Annotated in this window: 17 protein-coding genes; 3 read left to right on the plus strand and 14 right to left on the minus strand. The window is 42.7% G+C overall.

Annotated features, from left to right (window positions below; translation table 11 throughout):
* Positions 1-30: 30 nt before the first annotated feature.
* From pepB (Q7674_RS18465) to iscX, 3 genes are all read right to left on the minus strand, one after another.
* Positions 31-1308 (minus strand): aminopeptidase PepB, encoded by a 1278-nt coding sequence (pepB, locus tag Q7674_RS18465; RefSeq protein ID WP_045063620.1) that lies wholly within the window; start codon positions 1306-1308, stop codon positions 31-33.
* A gap of 77 nt (positions 1309-1385) precedes the next feature.
* On the minus strand, positions 1386-2669 hold the full coding sequence (gene pepB, locus Q7674_RS18470) for an aminopeptidase PepB (RefSeq protein WP_045063618.1): 1284 nt from the start codon (positions 2667-2669) through the stop codon (positions 1386-1388).
* Positions 2670-2877: 208 nt separating this feature from the next.
* Complete coding sequence (gene iscX, locus Q7674_RS18475) at positions 2878-3078, minus strand: Fe-S cluster assembly protein IscX (protein WP_008987747.1); 201 nt, start codon at positions 3076-3078, stop codon at positions 2878-2880.
* Between the two features lie 177 nt (positions 3079-3255).
* Here iscX and Q7674_RS18480 point away from each other — a divergent pair, with 177 nt between their 5' ends.
* Positions 3256-4644: an IS4 family transposase gene (locus tag Q7674_RS18480; protein WP_305422587.1), complete on the plus strand. Its 1389-nt coding sequence runs from the start codon at positions 3256-3258 to the stop codon at positions 4642-4644.
* A 35-nt stretch (positions 4645-4679) separates the two neighbouring features.
* Here the strand turns inward: Q7674_RS18480 and fdx are convergent, their stop codons facing one another.
* The 8 genes from fdx to trmJ all read right to left on the minus strand — a co-directional run bounded on the left by fdx (position 4680) and on the right by trmJ (position 10887).
* Positions 4680-5018 carry an ISC system 2Fe-2S type ferredoxin gene (gene fdx, locus Q7674_RS18485; RefSeq protein WP_008987748.1) on the minus strand — a complete coding sequence of 113 codons (339 nt, stop codon included), beginning with the start codon at positions 5016-5018 and terminating at the stop codon, positions 4680-4682.
* 2 nt (positions 5019-5020) lie between these two features.
* Positions 5021-6874, minus strand: a complete 1854-nt coding sequence (gene hscA, locus Q7674_RS18490) for a Fe-S protein assembly chaperone HscA (protein WP_045064519.1) — start codon at positions 6872-6874, stop codon at positions 5021-5023.
* 33 nt (positions 6875-6907) lie between these two features.
* Positions 6908-7423 (minus strand): co-chaperone HscB, encoded by a 516-nt coding sequence (hscB, locus tag Q7674_RS18495; RefSeq protein WP_008987750.1) that lies wholly within the window; start codon positions 7421-7423, stop codon positions 6908-6910.
* Positions 7424-7509: 86 nt separating this feature from the next.
* A complete protein-coding gene (gene iscA, locus Q7674_RS18500; RefSeq protein WP_023931415.1) occupies positions 7510-7833 on the minus strand; it encodes an iron-sulfur cluster assembly protein IscA in 324 nt (107 codons plus the stop codon).
* Between the two features lie 18 nt (positions 7834-7851).
* Positions 7852-8238 carry a Fe-S cluster assembly scaffold IscU gene (gene iscU / locus Q7674_RS18505; protein WP_305423065.1) on the minus strand — a complete coding sequence of 129 codons (387 nt, stop codon included), beginning with the start codon at positions 8236-8238 and terminating at the stop codon, positions 7852-7854.
* A 33-nt stretch (positions 8239-8271) separates the two neighbouring features.
* Positions 8272-9486, minus strand: a complete 1215-nt coding sequence (locus Q7674_RS18510) for an IscS subfamily cysteine desulfurase (RefSeq protein WP_023931414.1) — start codon at positions 9484-9486, stop codon at positions 8272-8274.
* A gap of 31 nt (positions 9487-9517) precedes the next feature.
* Entirely contained in the window at positions 9518-10036 is a 519-nt protein-coding gene (gene iscR, locus Q7674_RS18515; protein ID WP_023931413.1) for a Fe-S cluster assembly transcriptional regulator IscR, read from the minus strand.
* 110 nt (positions 10037-10146) lie between these two features.
* On the minus strand, positions 10147-10887 hold the full coding sequence (gene trmJ / locus Q7674_RS18520) for a tRNA (cytosine(32)/uridine(32)-2'-O)-methyltransferase TrmJ (protein ID WP_305423066.1): 741 nt from the start codon (positions 10885-10887) through the stop codon (positions 10147-10149).
* A 284-nt stretch (positions 10888-11171) separates the two neighbouring features.
* Here trmJ and suhB point away from each other — a divergent pair, with 284 nt between their 5' ends.
* Together suhB and Q7674_RS18530 are read left to right on the plus strand one after the other, a co-directional pair.
* Positions 11172-11972 carry an inositol-1-monophosphatase gene (suhB, locus tag Q7674_RS18525; RefSeq protein ID WP_008987756.1) on the plus strand — a complete coding sequence of 267 codons (801 nt, stop codon included), beginning with the start codon at positions 11172-11174 and terminating at the stop codon, positions 11970-11972.
* A 134-nt stretch (positions 11973-12106) separates the two neighbouring features.
* Positions 12107-13036: a VirK/YbjX family protein gene (locus tag Q7674_RS18530; RefSeq protein WP_023931411.1), complete on the plus strand. Its 930-nt coding sequence runs from the start codon at positions 12107-12109 to the stop codon at positions 13034-13036.
* A 50-nt stretch (positions 13037-13086) separates the two neighbouring features.
* On the opposite strand, the gene secF is transcribed toward Q7674_RS18530, so the two are convergent.
* From secF to yajC, 3 genes are read right to left on the minus strand one after another with little or no spacing between them, the layout of a single operon-like run.
* Entirely contained in the window at positions 13087-14034 is a 948-nt protein-coding gene (gene secF / locus Q7674_RS18535; protein WP_305423067.1) for a protein translocase subunit SecF, read from the minus strand.
* Positions 14035-14046: 12 nt separating this feature from the next.
* Positions 14047-15900, minus strand: a complete 1854-nt coding sequence (secD, locus tag Q7674_RS18540; protein ID WP_080562896.1) for a protein translocase subunit SecD — start codon at positions 15898-15900, stop codon at positions 14047-14049.
* 40 nt (positions 15901-15940) lie between these two features.
* Positions 15941-16276, minus strand: a complete 336-nt coding sequence (yajC, locus tag Q7674_RS18545) for a preprotein translocase subunit YajC (protein WP_008987760.1) — start codon at positions 16274-16276, stop codon at positions 15941-15943.
* Positions 16277-16285: the final 9 nt, after the last annotated feature.

A 16285-nucleotide genomic window follows, 5' to 3' on the forward strand; every position in this document is an offset into this window, starting at 1 on the left:
TTATTGCTTCCAACAAACAAAAAATGTTAGTTACAGCAACAAACCAGCAATATTAGCAAGACCTAACCCTGTTGCGCCAGCAGCCCAGCGCGGATCTGCACCATCACGGAAACTTGCAGCCAAATCGAAATGGATCCAACGGCTATTTTCTGTATCCACAAAACGCGATAAGAATGCCGCAGCATTTGATGCGCCTCCCATACCACCGCCTTTTTGTACACGGCTATTGGCAGTATCGGCATAAGGTGATGGACAGTATTCCTGATGCCATTTTTCTAGTGGTAACGGCCATGCTGGCTCATTGACCAATTCAGATAATTGCTGTGCTTGTTGTAATAATGGCTTATCTAACCCAAAGATAGCATTATAGTCACTTCCCACGGCTACCATAGCAGCCCCTGTGAGTGTTGCGGCATCAATGATAAGTGGTGCGCCTGTCTCTGAGGCTGCAATTAAACCATCCGCCAATACTAAACGCCCTTCGGCATCGGTATTGACGATTTCAACCGTAACACCATTTTTATAACTTAGCACATCACCTAACTTATAAGCGTTACCTGATACGAGGTTTTCGGCACAACATAGGATCAACTTCACACGTTGAGACAAACCTTGTTCGATAGCATAACCTAGTGCAGCAGTCACTGTTGCAGCGCCGCCCATATCGCACTTCATTGTTACCATGCCCGCACTTGGTTTTAGACTGTAACCGCCTGAATCAAAAGTGATCCCTTTACCGACTAAACACGCAGATACTGGCGCTTTAGGATCGCCTGTTGGGTTGTAGTCAACCGTTAACATCACTGGTGGTCGAGCACTACCACGACCTACGTTATGAATACCAATCCAGCCATCAGCGAGTAGCTCTTCGCCAACGATTTCTTCGGCATGAATTTTATCGCCAGCAATGTTTTTGAGAAAACTCACTGCTTCTTGCGCTAGTTTTTGAGGGTACATATCTTCAGGAGTGGCGTTCACCATAGAGCGTAACCAATCTGAACACTGACGGCGGGCATTTAATAGTTCTAACTCATCTTCATCAATCGATGCCCACTGAATATCAACACGTACCATCGTTGCTGCGAAACCACAATAGAACGCCCATTGACGTTCATAGTTCCAATCTTCACCAACAAGTCGAACTGCCAGTGCACCTTGCGACTGAATTTGACGACCCGCTTGTTGAATACGACGCAGTGGAAAATCACTACGATAGTGCACTGTTGCACTGTCTGACTCGTAACTTAGTAGTGAATTTAATCCCCAAGGGCCATTAGCTTCTTCATTTGATAAATACACATTGAGCATGATGCGATTTCCTTTCTTATTCTGATAATGCAAAAAGCCTTCTTGCAGTAAGAAGGCTTTTAATATTAAGGCGTGACTTATTTAGTTAGGATATTTGCGAGTGTTCTTACACCCATACCTGTTGCACCTGCTGACCACTGTTCATTGGCACTCTTACGGAAAGTGCCACTAGCATCAATGTGCATCCAGCCTTTCTTATAATCATCAACGAAGTATGACAAGAACGCTGCCGCAGTACTTGCGCCAGGCATAAACTCACCACTAGAGATATTAGCAAGATCGGCAAAATTAGATGGCAGCATGTTACGATGCATATCTGCTAACGGCAGCGGCCACATTCCTTCATTTTCTTCAGCTGCGGCAGTTAATGCCTGGTGTGATAACTCGGCATCAAAACTCAATAATGCGTGGTAGTCATTACCCAGTGCCATTTTTGCAGCGCCGGTTAAGGTTGCGCAATCAATCACAATCTCAGGGTTCTGGCTATTGGCGTAAATCAAACCATCAGCCAATACTAAACGCCCTTCAGCATCGGTATTTAAAATTTCAACCGTTGTACCGTTTTTGTACTTAATAATATCGCCAAGTTTTAATGCGCGACCTGAAATCATGTTTTCTGCACAACACAGCACTAATTTAATACGCTTATTTAAGCCACGTGCCATCGCTAATGCTAAACCGCCAGTTGCTAGTGCTGCACCACCCATGTCAGCTTTCATTGCTGTCATGCCGCCAGACGGTTTGATGCTGTAACCACCTGAATCAAATGTAATGCCTTTACCCACTAAACACGCAAAGACTGGTGCATCAGCATCACCTGTTGGGTTATAGTCAAGACGAAGCATTGCTGGACGGTGATCTGAGCCTCGACCTACAGCATGAATACCATTCCAGCCTTCATCTAATAGATCATTACCTTTAATGATCTTGTAGGTCACATGTTCTGGTGCAAGAGATTTAATAAACTCACCCGCACGTGCCGCTAACTGTGATGGGCGTACAACGTCTGCAGGTTGGTTAATGATTTCACGTACCCACTCAGTCGCTGTTAAACGTGCGGTAAGCTCAGCTTCATCACTATCACTTAGCGCAGGCCATGTAACAGTATTACCCGGTTTAGAGTTACGGTGACCTTGGATAAATGCCCACACATTTTCTAAATCCCAACCTTCGCCAGAAAGTGCAACCTGTTTAATGCCTTGAGCATCTAACTTACGCGCTGCACGCTGAAGATTACCCAAAGTATCATTTTCTGTTAAATGCACAACCGCACCTTCAGGGCCAAAACTGACTAACGCATTATTACCCCATTGGGCATCCGCTGCCTGTTGAGAAAGAGAAACAGTCATGATCGTCGACATCTAAAACTCCTTGAATGTAGCAACAATGAGCATGCTAAAGAAATAAACTCGTTGTCGTTTTGAATATGTAGATAGTTATGGGGGTAAAGCGAGATAATTGCAATGCAATAAAGAGAAGAATTAGCAATTCTCACTGGTGGAGAAAACAAAAAAGCACCTAATTAAATTGTTTACAATCAATTAGATGCTTTTCTTTTAAATAACCTTACTATTCAGCTTCTTCAATCCAACACATTTGTACGGCTTCTAACACCCTTTCACTGCAATGGCTTGGTTCATCATCAAACTCATCTAACGCGAGGATCCATTCACGTAACTCAGTAAAACGGATTTGTGTGGGATCGATATCAGGATATTTTTCAAATAATTCAATGGCGATATCGAGTGAATCTGTCCATTTCAAGCTCATAACTCTTCCTTCTTCATGTCTTGATAAGTCACTTAATAATAACGCTGAGATGAAAAAAAAGACTACCCTCAGGCCTGTCTCTTATACACAAATCCCTAAGCCAATGCTTGGGGATTTTTTTGAACTAATTTTATGTTTCATGATCTGATCATCTAAGCAATGATAAGGATGATTATGATGACCTATATAGAACCAACTCTTTGGGCTCAAAAACAATTCGGTCAAGCCGATCTTAATGACCCAAGACGCACTCAAAGACTCGTTGCTCTAGCTACCTCTCTGGCTGAACAACCTGGTATCCCTATCTCAAAACTCATCATCTCCCCAGCCGATATGGAAGGGGCTTATCGCTTTATTCGTAATGACCAAATCAAAGCAGAAGATATTGCAGAAGCTGGATTCTATGTCACAGCACAAGAAGCTTTTGAACAACAAACACTGCTTGCATTGGAAGATACCACTTCTCTAAGTTACTCACATCACAGCATACAAGATACACTCGGGCATTCCAATCAAGGTAATCGACACCGAGCAATGTTCGTTCATTCAACGTTGCTTTTTGCTCCCGAAACTCACACTGTAGTTGGTTTAATCGAACAACAACGCTGGACCCGAGATATTGAAAAACGTGGTCAAAGACACCAGCATGCAACTCGACCATACAAAGAAAAAGAAAGTTATAAATGGGAACAAGCATCTCGCCATGTTGCAGAGCGACTAGGCGAGAAAATGTCAGAGGTTATTTCTGTATGTGATAGAGAAGCCGATTTATTCGAGTACCTCACTTACAAGCACGAGCAACAACAACGATTTATCGTTCGCTCAATGCAAAGTCGCTGTATCGAGGAGCATGATAATCGTCTTTATGACTACGCTTCCAAGTTGTTATCAGCAGGAAGCAAAGAGCTAAAAATACCGCAAAAAGGCGGTCGTAAGTCCCGCACGGCTCATCTAGACATCAAATATGCTCCCGTGACACTTAAGTCTCCCGCTAATAAAAAAGAGTTCGATAATATCTCTCTCTACTATGTTGGATGTATAGAGCAAGGTGAGAGTGACGACAAGCTCGCATGGCATTTACTGACATCAGAGCCTGTAACGAACAAAGAGGAAGCACTTAACATCGTCAGTTATTATGAGCGTCGTTGGCTGATAGAAGATTTTCACAAGGTTTGGAAAAGTGAAGGCACGCAAGTTGAACAACTGAGAATGCAAAGTAAAGATAACTTAGAAAGGCTCAGTGTTATTTTGGCATTTATTGCTACTCGTTTACTCCAGTTAAGATTTATGAACGAATCTAAAGAGTTATCTAGTAGCTGTTGTGAACGGGTGTTAAAAGGTAAAGCGTGGAAGCTTATGTGGTTAAAATTGGAGAAGAAAAAGCTGCCCAAAGAAGCACCAAATATATCGTGGGCTTACAAAAGTATTGCACGGTTAGGTGGTTGGAAAGATACCAAGCGGACGGGTCGCGCTTCTGTAAAGACATTATGGCAAGGATGGTTTAGGTTACAAACCATCCTTGAAGGATATGAACTAGCTAAGTCTCTTGAACACAATGACTTGTGATCAAGAGACAGCCCTCAGGCAGCCTTTTTTACAACTTAGTGATTTTCAGACGCAAGGTTTAGCGTGTAGCGTGGAATTTCCACTACTAAATCTTCATCTGCAACACGTGCTTGGCAACCAAGACGTGATTCAGGCTCAAGACCCCATGCTTTATCTAGCATATCATCTTCTAATTCATCACTCTCTTCTAGTGAATCAAAGCCTTCACGGATCACAACGTGACAAGTAGTACATGCACAAGATTTTTCACACGCATGTTCAATACCAATGCCGTTACGTAACGCTACATCAAGGACAGTTTCACCCGCTTCAGCTTCTAATACTGCACCTTCTGGGCATAGGTCTTCGTGGGGAAGTACAACAATCTTAGGCATGCTTAAACCTCATCAATAGACTGACCAGCCAATGCTCGACGAATAGATTGATCCATTCGACGTGAGGCAAATTCTTGGCTCGCTTTGTCTGTTTTCTTAATTCCAGCTTCAATTGCTCGGGTATCTGTACCCTGACGTAATTGAACTAGTTCCATCATTACTGCTTCTAATTCTGCACGCTCTTCTGCACTTAATAAGGTATCACCATCTGCAGCAAGTGCTGTGATCAAACCTTCAAGTACACGATCGGCTTCTACTTGCTGTTCGGCCAATGCACGTGCGTCTTTATCATCTTGCGCATAGGTCATTGAGTCACGCAGCATGGTTGCGATTTCATCTTCAGATAAACCGTAAGAAGGCTTAACTTGAATTGAAGATTGTACGCCGCTACTCTTCTCCATAGCCGTTACAGACAATAAACCATCAGCATCCACTTGGTATGTCACACGGATATGTGCAGCGCCTGCTGCCATTGCCGGAATACCACGTAGGGTAAAACGTGCGAGTGAACGACAATCATCTACCATCTCACGTTCACCTTGAACTACGTGAACAGACATTGCCGTTTGACCATCTTTAAACGTGGTAAATTCTTGTGCGCGGGCAACAGGGATAGTGGTGTTACGAGGAATGATTTTCTCAATCATGCCGCCCATGGTTTCAATACCCAGCGACAACGGGATCACATCAAGCAGTAACATGTCTGAATCAGGCTTGTTACCCACTAGAATGTCCGCTTGAATCGCAGCACCAATTGCAACCACTTTATCAGGGTCAATCGACGTTAATGGTGTTTTATCAAAGTAATCACCCACCATTTCACGCACTAGCGGTACACGTGTTGAACCACCAACCATCACCGTTTCAATCACTTCATCTGCCGTAATATCAGCATCTTTTAATGCGCGGCGACATGCCATCAGTGTCTTTTTCACTAATGGTTGAATTAATGTGTTGAATTGCTCTCGGCTGATCTCACCTTGCCAGCCCAAGACATCCAGTGCTACAACATCAGCATCCGTTAGCGCCACTTTAGCCGCTTGTGCTGCATCTTGTAATGCACGACGCTGTTGTGCTGTTAGTGCTTCGGTGTAGTTCGCTTGCTCTAGGATCCAATTTGCCAATAAGTGGTCAAAGTCATCACCACCTAATGCTGAATCACCACCTGTCGCTAATACTTCAAATACGCCTTTTGATAAACGTAGAATTGAAATATCAAACGTACCGCCGCCTAAATCGTAAACCGCAATAACGCCTTCTTGACCAGAATCTAAGCCGTAAGCAATCGCTGCTGCTGTTGGCTCATTCAATAAGCGAAGTACATTTAGGTTAGCTAATTTCGCGGCATCTTTCGTACCCGCACGTTGGGCATCATCAAAATAAGCAGGAACAGTGATCACTACACCTTCAAGCTCGCCACCTAACGCATCTACAGCACGTTGGCTGAGCGATTTAAGAATTTCAGCAGAAACTTGAACAGGGTTAACTTTACCGCTACGGGTTACTAACTGTGGTAAGCCATTTTCTGATGCTTCAAACTGGTATGGCAGTTGTGGGTAACGTTGCTCAATATCAGCAAGAGAACGTCCCATAAGACGCTTTACTGATAAAATAGTATTGGCAGGATCTTGTTGAGCAAACGCGCGAGCGGCATCACCAGTTAATACGGCTTCGTCAGCAAAATGTACAACAGAAGGTAAAATTGCACGGCCTTCTGCATCATTTAATGTTTCTGCAACGCCACTACGAACCGCAGCAACCAATGAATTCGTTGTACCTAGATCAATACCCACCGCTAACTTATGTTGATGCGGTGCAGCACTTTGACCTGGTTCAGCAATCTGTAATAGTGCCATTGTCATTCCTATCTAAATAGCGAATATGGATGATTAATCGAATAGCGACTCTTCAAGGCGCTCAACTTCATCACGCAATTTCACAATAAACTTTAATTTACGTACCGCATCAGCAGCTTCTTCCCACTTTTCGTTATTTAATAATACGGTAAGTTGGGCTAATTGCTCTTTATACATCGCTGATGCTTGTTGCTCAAAATCAAACAATGCGCTTTCGGGATCTGATGAGTCAGGAATCGCTTCTAATGCTTCTCGCAGTTCCATTTGTTGCATCAAGAACGCCATATCTTGCAATGTTTTTTGCTCACCACGAATATCTTCATCTCGCTCGGCCAGCATATATTCAGCACGGGATACCGGATTTTTTAACGTTTGAAAAGCATCGTTAATTTGCGCTGCTTTTTGAACGGCAAGTAAGCGGTCACGCTCTGATGCTGTCGCATAATTATCGGGATGAAAATGACGTTGTAGTTCACGGAACTGAGTGGCAAGTTGGCTACCGTCTAGTTCAAACTGAAAAGGTAGTCCAAATAATTCGAAATGATTCATATTGCGACCATCTATAAAAATTAAACCTGACAACCAACTCGCCTATGACGATCAGCTATCAGGTTTAACTGAAACACTAAAAACGTTTATACGTTGAAGCTTTCGCCACAACCACATTCGCTTGATACGTTAGGGTTGTTAAACTTAAAGCCTTCATTCAGACCTTCTTTGGCGAAATCTAATTCAGTACCTTCAAGGTAAACTAAACTTTTTGCATCAACGATAATTTTAACGCCTTTCTCTTCGAAGACTTGATCTCCTTCGTCAAGTTCGTCAACGAACTCAAGGATGTAAGCCATTCCTGAACATCCTGAAGTACGAACCCCAAGGCGTAGGCCAAGACCTTTGCCACGATTGGCTAAAAAAGTCGATACGCGACTTGCAGCCGCTTCAGTGATTGTAATGGCCATACCTCAACCCTCAGAAAGTTATTCTTGCTCGTGTTTCTTTTTGTAATCGCTAACTGCTGCTTTAATTGCATCTTCTGCAAGAATAGAACAGTGAACCTTAACCGATGGTAGCTCAAGTTCTTCAGCAATCGCTGAGTTCTTGATTGATGCTGCTTCGTCTAGTGTTTTACCTTTAACCCACTCAGTGATTAAAGAGCTAGATGCGATTGCAGAACCACAACCGTAAGTTTTAAATTTCGCATCTTCGATGATGCCTTCTTCAGTTACTTTGATCTGAAGTTTCATTACGTCGCCACATGCTGGTGCACCCACCATGCCGCTACCTATATTTTTGTCGTCTTTGTCAAATGAACCCACGTTACGCGGATTTTCATAATGATCGATGACTTTTTCACTATATGCCATGATAAATTTCCTCGAAATCAGTCTAACCGCAGATTAGTGGTGTGCCCACTCAACTGTGTCTAAATCAATACCTTCTTTATACATATCCCAAAGTGGTGACATTTCACGTAGTTTATCTACTGCACCTTTAATTTGAGCTACTGCATAATCCACTTCTTCTTCTGTGGTGAAACGACCAAATGAGAAGCGAATAGAACTGTGTGCTAGTTCGTCATTTAGACCAAGTGCACGTAGTACGTAAGAAGGTTCTAGACTTGCAGAAGTACATGCTGAACCAGATGATACTGCAAGATCTTTTAATGCCATCAGTAGCGATTCGCCTTCAACGAAAGCAAAGCTAATGTTTAGGTTATTTGGAACACGTTGTTCAAGATCACCGTTGATAGACATTGCTTCAATACCTTCAAGGCCTTTTAGCAAGCGATCACGTAATTGAACAGCGTGTTTGTAATCTTGTTCCATTTCTTCTTTAGCTATACGGAATGCTTCACCCATACCCACAATTTGGTGAGTTGGTAGTGTACCAGAACGGAAACCACGCTCATGACCACCGCCGTGCATTTGTGCTTCAAGACGAATACGAGGCTTACGACGTACGTATAGTGCGCCAATACCTTTTGGACCGTAAATTTTGTGTGCAGAGAAAGAGATCAAGTCCACTTTCATTTCTTGAACATCAATCGGTAGTTTACCAGCAGATTGTGCCGCATCTACGTGGAAAACAGTTTTGTTTTCACGACATAGCTCACCAATTGCTGCGATATCTTGTACTACACCAATTTCATTGTTCACGTGCATGATTGAAACAAGAACTGTGTCTTCACGCATAGCATCACGTAGTTTAGCGAGATCAATAAGACCGTTTGATTCTGGCTCAAGGTAAGTTACCTCAAAACCTTCACGCTCTAGCTGACGACATGGGTCAAGAACCGCTTTATGTTCTGTTTTACAGGTAATAACGTGCTTACCTTTTTTGCTATAAAAGTGAGATGCACCTTTAATCGCAAGGTTATCTGATTCCGTAGCACCAGAGGTAAATACGATCTCACGTGGATCTGCATTTACTAAATCAGCAATATGTTCACGAGCAGCATCAACTGCTTCTTCTGCCTGCCAACCATAACGGTGAGAGCGTGAAGCTGGGTTACCGAAGTTACCTTCCATAGTTAAGCACTGCATCATCTTCTCGGCAACGCGAGGATCAACAGGGCAAGTAGCGGAATAATCAAAATATATTGGCAGTTTCATTTTCTTCTCCGAAAACACGAACGTCTGGTCTCTAGGAGCGGACATCGACACCTATTGTTGTGGCGCTGTCGTGTAATTTTTTATGTCCAAAAGATGCTTTAGCATTCTCCTGTAGGATCTCGTCCTGACGTTCAGAAATACTTTGTACATCATTATCTTTCATCAACTCACCAAGAGTGATGTTATTTAAAAAGCCGCTAATACGATCGCTTAAGTCATGCCACAACGTGTGGGTTAAACAACGAGCACCGCCTTGGCAGTCTCCTTTCCCATGACATTTGGTTGCATCCACTGACTCATCAACAGCTGCGATCACCATACCAACAGCAATATCTGATGCTTCTTCGCCTAAACGGTAACCACCGCCAGGTCCACGCACACTCGTTACTAAACCTGCTTTGCGAAGACGCGAAAATAATTGTTCTAAGTAAGACAGCGATATCCCTTGACGCTCTGAAATATCCGCCAACGGAACCGGTCCATTATGCGAGTGCAATGCTACATCTAACATTGCTGTTACCGCGTATCTTCCTTTTGAAGTCAACTTCATAACATTGCTACCTGCTTGAATAGTTTAAGCAAGTTTCTCATAACCAACTAAAACAGTCAAGTATTTACCTGACCAATTTACTTGGTTATTCACCCTTACGAGTAAAATGGTTATTTGTTGTTCTTTTCTAGGGTTTCAATGGTTTTTTCTACTGACGATAAAATACCTCGTAAGATATTTAGCTCTTGCTGCTCGGGACGAGCACGAGTAAATAAACGACGTAATTTTGCCATCACCATGCCTGGGTGATTTTTATTTATGAAGCGGGTTTGACGAGTGACGTGTTCTAAGTGAACGTAAAATCGTTCAAGCTCTTCTGCGCGAGGATATTCTTCAACTTGCGTTTTACTCGTATGTTTTTGGCTTTCCAAATATGCCATACGGACTTCATAACTTACCGTCTGTACTGCCATTGCCAGATTCAATGAACTATATTCTGGATTTGCTGGAATATAGACATGGCAATGACACTTTTGTAATTCTTCATTCGTTAAGTCGGTACGCTCGCGACCAAATAAGATCGCAACATTATGGTGCTCTGATTCAGCAACCACCTTAATACCGTTTTCACGAGGATCTAATTGCGGCCATTCTAGAGTACGAGAACGCGCACTAGAGCCCACAACTAAACCACAATCGGATACTGCTTCATCAAGTGTTTTTACAATCTTTGCATTTTCCACTACATCAGCGGCTCCAGCAGCTAATGCAATTGTATGGCTATCAATCTCACAAGCCGGATCAACTAATACTAGATTCGTCAAACCCATAACCTTCATGGCACGAGCCGCTGAACCAATATTGCCTGGATGTGATGTACCCACTAATACAACGCGAATTTTATCTAACATGATGAAACAAGATTCCACAATTAACTAAAGCTGGGGGATTTTAGCACAGCCATAACAAAAATGGAGAAAACATGTGTTTTTGATATCAGTAATTATCTATTACTACTATTCAATAATCAGATTGTGCTAATCAAGGTTATTTATCTATGTTTAGTACGCATTAACCAGCACAAACGCGCAATAGATTCGTATCAATGACGAAAAAATAACCACTTCCTTTTTTTTTTAGCTCTGTTATACTCGCCGCCGCTTTTTAGTTCTTTAACATCCGTTGGGAAGATCCTATGCATCCGATGCTTAATATTGCCATTCGCGCTGTGCGAAAGGCTGGTGACCATGTCATTAAATCTCTAGAAAAACCTCAATCTATTGAAGTTGCTAATAAAGGTAATGATGTTGTTACCAATATCGATCATGAAGCAGAAGCTATCATCATCGATACTATCCTTAAGTCTTACCCTGATCACTGCATCGTTGCAGCTGAATCTGGTAACAAAGAAGGACGTGACAAAGAGTGTCAATGGATTATCGACCCAGTGGATGGCACCAAGAACTTCGTTCGCGGTTACCCACACTTTGCAATTTCTATCGCACTACGCATGCGTGGTCGTACTGAAGTTGCTGCTGTTTACGATCCTGCTCGTAACGAACTATTCACTGCAACACGCGGTGCTGGCGCTCAGCTAAACAGCCAGCGTATTCGTGCTTCTCAACCTCGCGATCTAACAGGTACTGTTCTAGCAACAGGTCTACCTTTCGCTGCTAAGCAACACGCAGAAAGCTACCTAAAAATCCAAAATGCACTATTTATCGAGTGTGATGACATGCGTCAATCAGGCTCAACAGCATTGGATCTATGTTACCTAGCTGCTGGTCGTGTTGACGGCGTATTTAAACTAGGTCAAAAGCCTTGGGAAATTGCTGCGGGTGAACTAATCGCGCGTGAAGCTGGTGCTATCTGTGCTGACTTTACTGGTAACACTAACTACCTAACAACTGGCAACATCGTTGCTGGTAACGCTCGTGTAGTTAAGCCAATGCTTGCTAAAATCCGTGAATTCGGTAGCGATGCACTAACTAAATAATCATTTAGTTATCCAGTAAGAATAAAAGCCCTGCTGATATTTATCAGCAGGGCTTTTTTATTGTACATCTATATAATAAGGCGTCTCATTACCATATAATTACTTTATAGTATATTTAATACCTTTAAAGAATTATGAATACCTTGTCTTTAAGTAAACTTTCCATTGAAGTTTACCCTACGGAATTATCAGATAAATATAGCCCGCTATGGACTTATCGCCTCAAGTTTCTCACTCGTGGCTTTTTTTATAAATCTTCACTACAAAAGCTCGTCAATGGTATAGATCCGACGCTACTAGCAACCTTATGTAAAAGACACAACCGTTTCATTGAAAAACCTTTTCGTCCTTACATAACAAATACTGCAGCACCGAGCCAGCGTGTAGCGTTTATTACTAAACACTATCAGTTCATTTCTAATGAATTACCATCAGCAACAAAAGAGCATATTTTTGCCAACAGCAAGGGGCTAAAGTTAGTTTCATTCATTGTTGATGATCAAGAGTACTCACTTAACCTAACCTTTGATGGTCGCTACCAAAAAGAAGGCGAACTTTGCTTAGTCTTGTTTGATGCACAAGGTAATAACTTTTATACCGTAACGTTTATCGTAAATAATCAAGACGGTAAACGGAGTATCATTATAGGTGGGTTACAGGGGCCTGCTAGCAACGAAGAAAATAACCTTAAAATAAAAAGACTCACTAAAACATTACATGGTCAAAGACCAAAAGATTTAATGATAAAAATGATGACGTTTATTGCCAACTGCTGGCAAGCAGATCATTTATTAGCGATCAAAAACGAGTCCCATACCTATTGCGCCAAACGTTATAAATCTAAAAAATACGGTAGTTCAAGGATCAAAACAGACTACAACCGCCATTGGGAAGCATTAGGTGGTACAGAATACGATACACATTTTTATCAATTACCGATGGAAGATGTACGTCGTGATCCGGAAGATATTTCACGCCCTAAGCGTGCAATGTATCGCCGACGTTATGAATGGCTTGATCAAGTCAAAGCTGAGATTCAACAAATCATCGCCTTAAAACAATAAAAAAAGGATCGCTTATGCGATCCTTTTTATTAAGAATTTATGCTTACCAATTATGGCATTGCATCAAATTCCTCACCTTCTTTCTCAACCAGTGTTGGCATCAAGTGCTCACGAGTAATACCCAGTTTAAGCGCAAGCGCCGATGCAACGTAAATTGAAGAGTAAGTACCGATAGTAATACCGATCAATAACGCTAATGCAAAACCGTGGATCATGCTGCCGCCTAATACGAACAAAGCAATCACTACAAATAAGGTGGTACCCGATGTGATCAAAGTACGACTTAATGTTTGTGAAATTGAATTATTCATGATTTCAGCAGGGCTTTCTTTACGCATCTTACGGAAGTTCTCACGGATACGGTCAAAGACAACGATAGTATCGTTCAATGAGTAACCGACAACCGTAAGTAACGCCGCGACAATCGTTAGATCAACTTCTACTTGTAGTAAAGAGAAGATACCAACGGTAATGATGATATCGTGCGCCAATGACATTACCGCACCTGCGGCTAAACGCCATTCAAAACGCAATGACACGTAAAGTAAGATACATAGCAATGCAATCAGAATTGCCATACCACCCGCTTCAGCTAGTTCATCACCCACATTCGGACCAACGAACTCAATACGGCGCATTTCAACAGATTGCGCAGTACCTTCTTTTAAAGCATCGATGATTTGGTTACCTAACACTTCACCTTTAACATCATCACGCGGTTGTAAACGTACCATGACATCACGTGCTGTACCAAAGTTTTGTACAATGGCATCACCAAATCCCGCTTTCTGTAATGATTCACGGATCAAGGGTAAATTAGCTGGCTCTTTGAAGCTCACTTCAATCAGCGTTCCGCCAGTAAAGTCTAAGCCCCAGTTAAGCCCTTTTGTTGCAATCGTACCAATGGATCCTGCGATCATTAATAGCGAGAAAACAAAAGCAACTTTTGACCAACGCATGAAGTCGACGACTTTGTCCGCATTCAATAATTCTCTCATCTCAGCGTCCTCTTAAATCGACAACTTATCTACGCGTTTGCCGCCGTAGATCAAGTTAACCACGGCACGTGTGCCGACAATCGCTGTGAACATCGAAGTCAAAATACCAATCGATAATGTCACGGCAAAACCTTTGATCGCACCAGTACCCACAGCAAATAGAATAATTGCTGTAATTAAGGTGGTAATGTTCGCATCGGCAATGGTGCTAAATGCATTGCCATAACCTTGCTGGATAGCTTGTTGTGGACTGCGACCTTCACGTAATTCTTCACGAATACGTTCAAAGATCAGCACGTTCGCATCAACAGCCATACCGACGGTTAATACAATACCGGCGATACCTGGTAAGGTCATGGTAGCCCCTGGGATCATCGACATGACACCGATAATCAATACCAAGTTCATCATTAGTGCAAGGTTTGCGATCAAGCCAAAGCCACGGTAGTAAAGCAGTGTAAATAGCATTACCGCCACCATACCCCAGATACACGCTTGCACACCCATATCAATGTTTTGCTGACCCATTGATGGACCAATGGTACGTTCTTCAACAATTGAGATTGGCGCAATCAGGGCACCTGCACGAAGCAATAGCGACAAGTTATGCGCTTCTGCTTGTGAGTCGATACCTGTAATACGGAAGTTACGACCAAGTGCCGATTGAATCGTTGCTTGGTTGATCACTTCTTCGTGTTTTTCAAGGATCACTTTACCGTCAGGACCACGTTTTCCGCTGTCTTTGTACTCAGTAAATACCGTTGCCATCAGCTTACCGACATTGTTCTTAGAGAACGCAGTCATCTTGCTACCACCTTCGGTATCTAGCGAGATATTCACCTGTGGGCGACCATATTCATCAGCACTTGAACTTGCATCGGTAATGTGAGAACCCGCTAGGATCACACGTTTTTTCAGTACCGCAGGGCGACCATCACGTGTCATCTTCACTTCACTACCCGCAGGTACACGACCTGCAGCAGCGGCAGCTAAATCAGCACTGCTGTCTACTTCACGGAACTCAAGGGTTGCTGTTGCACCTAAAATTTCTTTTGCACGTGCCGTGTCTTGAACACCCGGTAACTCAACCACAATACGGTTTGCGCCTTGACGCTGTACCAGTGGTTCAGCCACACCCAGTTCATTTACACGGTTACGTAAAATGGTGATGTTTTGGTCAACAGCATAATTACGGATTTCCTGTAAGCGCTCTTCAGTAAATTTAGCCGTTAATACAAAACGACCATTTGTTTCACTGGTAGTAAACACCATATCAGGATGCAATTTTTCTAACGCCAGTTCAGCTTGTTCTAATTGCGCTTCATCACGAAGGCGAACTTGAACGCTGTCTTTCGTTTTACTGATTGCACGGTAGCGAATTTTTTCCTCACGCAGCTCAGTACGGAACGTTTCTTCTTGCTGACCAAGAAGTTTTTCCATTGCTGCGTCCATATCAACTTCCATTAAGAAGTGAACACCACCACGTAAATCCAAACCTAATTTCATTGGTGTCGCACCAATAGATTCAAGCCATGAAGGAGTGGCAGCGGCAAGGTTTAGTGCTACAACGTAGTCTTTACCTAATTCACCATTAAGGATATCGCGGGCACTGATTTGAGTATCAGTATCATTGAAGCGGACAAGTACAGAGCCATTTTCAAAAACAGCTGACTTGTAAGGGATATTGTTCTTTTTTAAATCTTCGGTAACGGTATCCAGAGCGCTCATATCAACCGAGGCGCCGCGCGCCCCGGTGATTTGAATCGCTGGATCTTCACCGTACACGTTAGGAAGTGCGTAAAGCAAACCAATGATAAGTGCGAACAACACCATCAGGTTCTTCCATAGGGGGTATCGGTTAAGCACTGCTATGATCCTTCAAAGCGAATGTTTTATTTTTGCAGTATTAAAGAGACTGCATAGTGCCTTTTGGCAGAACTGCAGTAACGAAATCTTTTTTGATTGTTACTTCAGTATTGTTATTTAGCGCAATAACAATGTAATCACTGTCAGCAGATACTTTAGTGATACGACCTAGTAGACCGCCATTTGTCATTACTTCATCGCCTTTGCCCATTGAGCTCATCAGCGCTTTATGCTCTTTCACACGCTTAGCTTGTGGACGGTAAATCATGAAGTAAAAAATAACAGCGAATAGACCAAGCATGATGAATAGCTGCATGCTACCGCCTTGAGGGGCACCTTCTGCTGCTGCGTGTGCTTGTGAGATAAATAAACTCATTAATAACGT

This window comes from Photobacterium leiognathi (assembly GCF_030685535.1).
GTDB classification, from domain to species: domain Bacteria; phylum Pseudomonadota; class Gammaproteobacteria; order Enterobacterales; family Vibrionaceae; genus Photobacterium; species Photobacterium leiognathi.

Bases quoted from the DNA above. Each gene is read 5' to 3' on its own strand.
- pepB (WP_045063620.1), bottom strand. From the start codon at position 1,308: ATGCTCAATGTGTATTTATCAAATGAAGAAGCTAATGGCCCTTGGGGA.
- pepB (WP_045063618.1), bottom strand. From the start codon at position 2,669: ATGTCGACGATCATGACTGTTTCTCTTTCTCAACAGGCAGCGGATGCC.
- iscX (WP_008987747.1), bottom strand. From the start codon at position 3,078: ATGAGCTTGAAATGGACAGATTCACTCGATATCGCCATTGAATTATTT.
- Q7674_RS18480 (WP_305422587.1), top strand. From the start codon at position 3,256: ATGACCTATATAGAACCAACTCTTTGGGCTCAAAAACAATTCGGTCAA.
- fdx (WP_008987748.1), bottom strand. From the start codon at position 5,018: ATGCCTAAGATTGTTGTACTTCCCCACGAAGACCTATGCCCAGAAGGT.
- hscA (WP_045064519.1), bottom strand. From the start codon at position 6,874: ATGGCACTATTACAGATTGCTGAACCAGGTCAAAGTGCTGCACCGCAT.
- hscB (WP_008987750.1), bottom strand. From the start codon at position 7,423: ATGAATCATTTCGAATTATTTGGACTACCTTTTCAGTTTGAACTAGAC.
- iscA (WP_023931415.1), bottom strand. From the start codon at position 7,833: ATGGCCATTACAATCACTGAAGCGGCTGCAAGTCGCGTATCGACTTTT.
- iscU (WP_305423065.1), bottom strand. From the start codon at position 8,238: ATGGCATATAGTGAAAAAGTCATCGATCATTATGAAAATCCGCGTAAC.
- Q7674_RS18510 (WP_023931414.1), bottom strand. From the start codon at position 9,486: ATGAAACTGCCAATATATTTTGATTATTCCGCTACTTGCCCTGTTGAT.
- iscR (WP_023931413.1), bottom strand. From the start codon at position 10,036: ATGAAGTTGACTTCAAAAGGAAGATACGCGGTAACAGCAATGTTAGAT.
- trmJ (WP_305423066.1), bottom strand. From the start codon at position 10,887: ATGTTAGATAAAATTCGCGTTGTATTAGTGGGTACATCACATCCAGGC.
- suhB (WP_008987756.1), top strand. From the start codon at position 11,172: ATGCATCCGATGCTTAATATTGCCATTCGCGCTGTGCGAAAGGCTGGT.
- Q7674_RS18530 (WP_023931411.1), top strand. From the start codon at position 12,107: ATGAATACCTTGTCTTTAAGTAAACTTTCCATTGAAGTTTACCCTACG.
- secF (WP_305423067.1), bottom strand. From the start codon at position 14,034: ATGAGAGAATTATTGAATGCGGACAAAGTCGTCGACTTCATGCGTTGG.
- yajC (WP_008987760.1), bottom strand. From the start codon at position 16,276: ATGAGTTTATTTATCTCACAAGCACACGCAGCAGCAGAAGGTGCCCCT.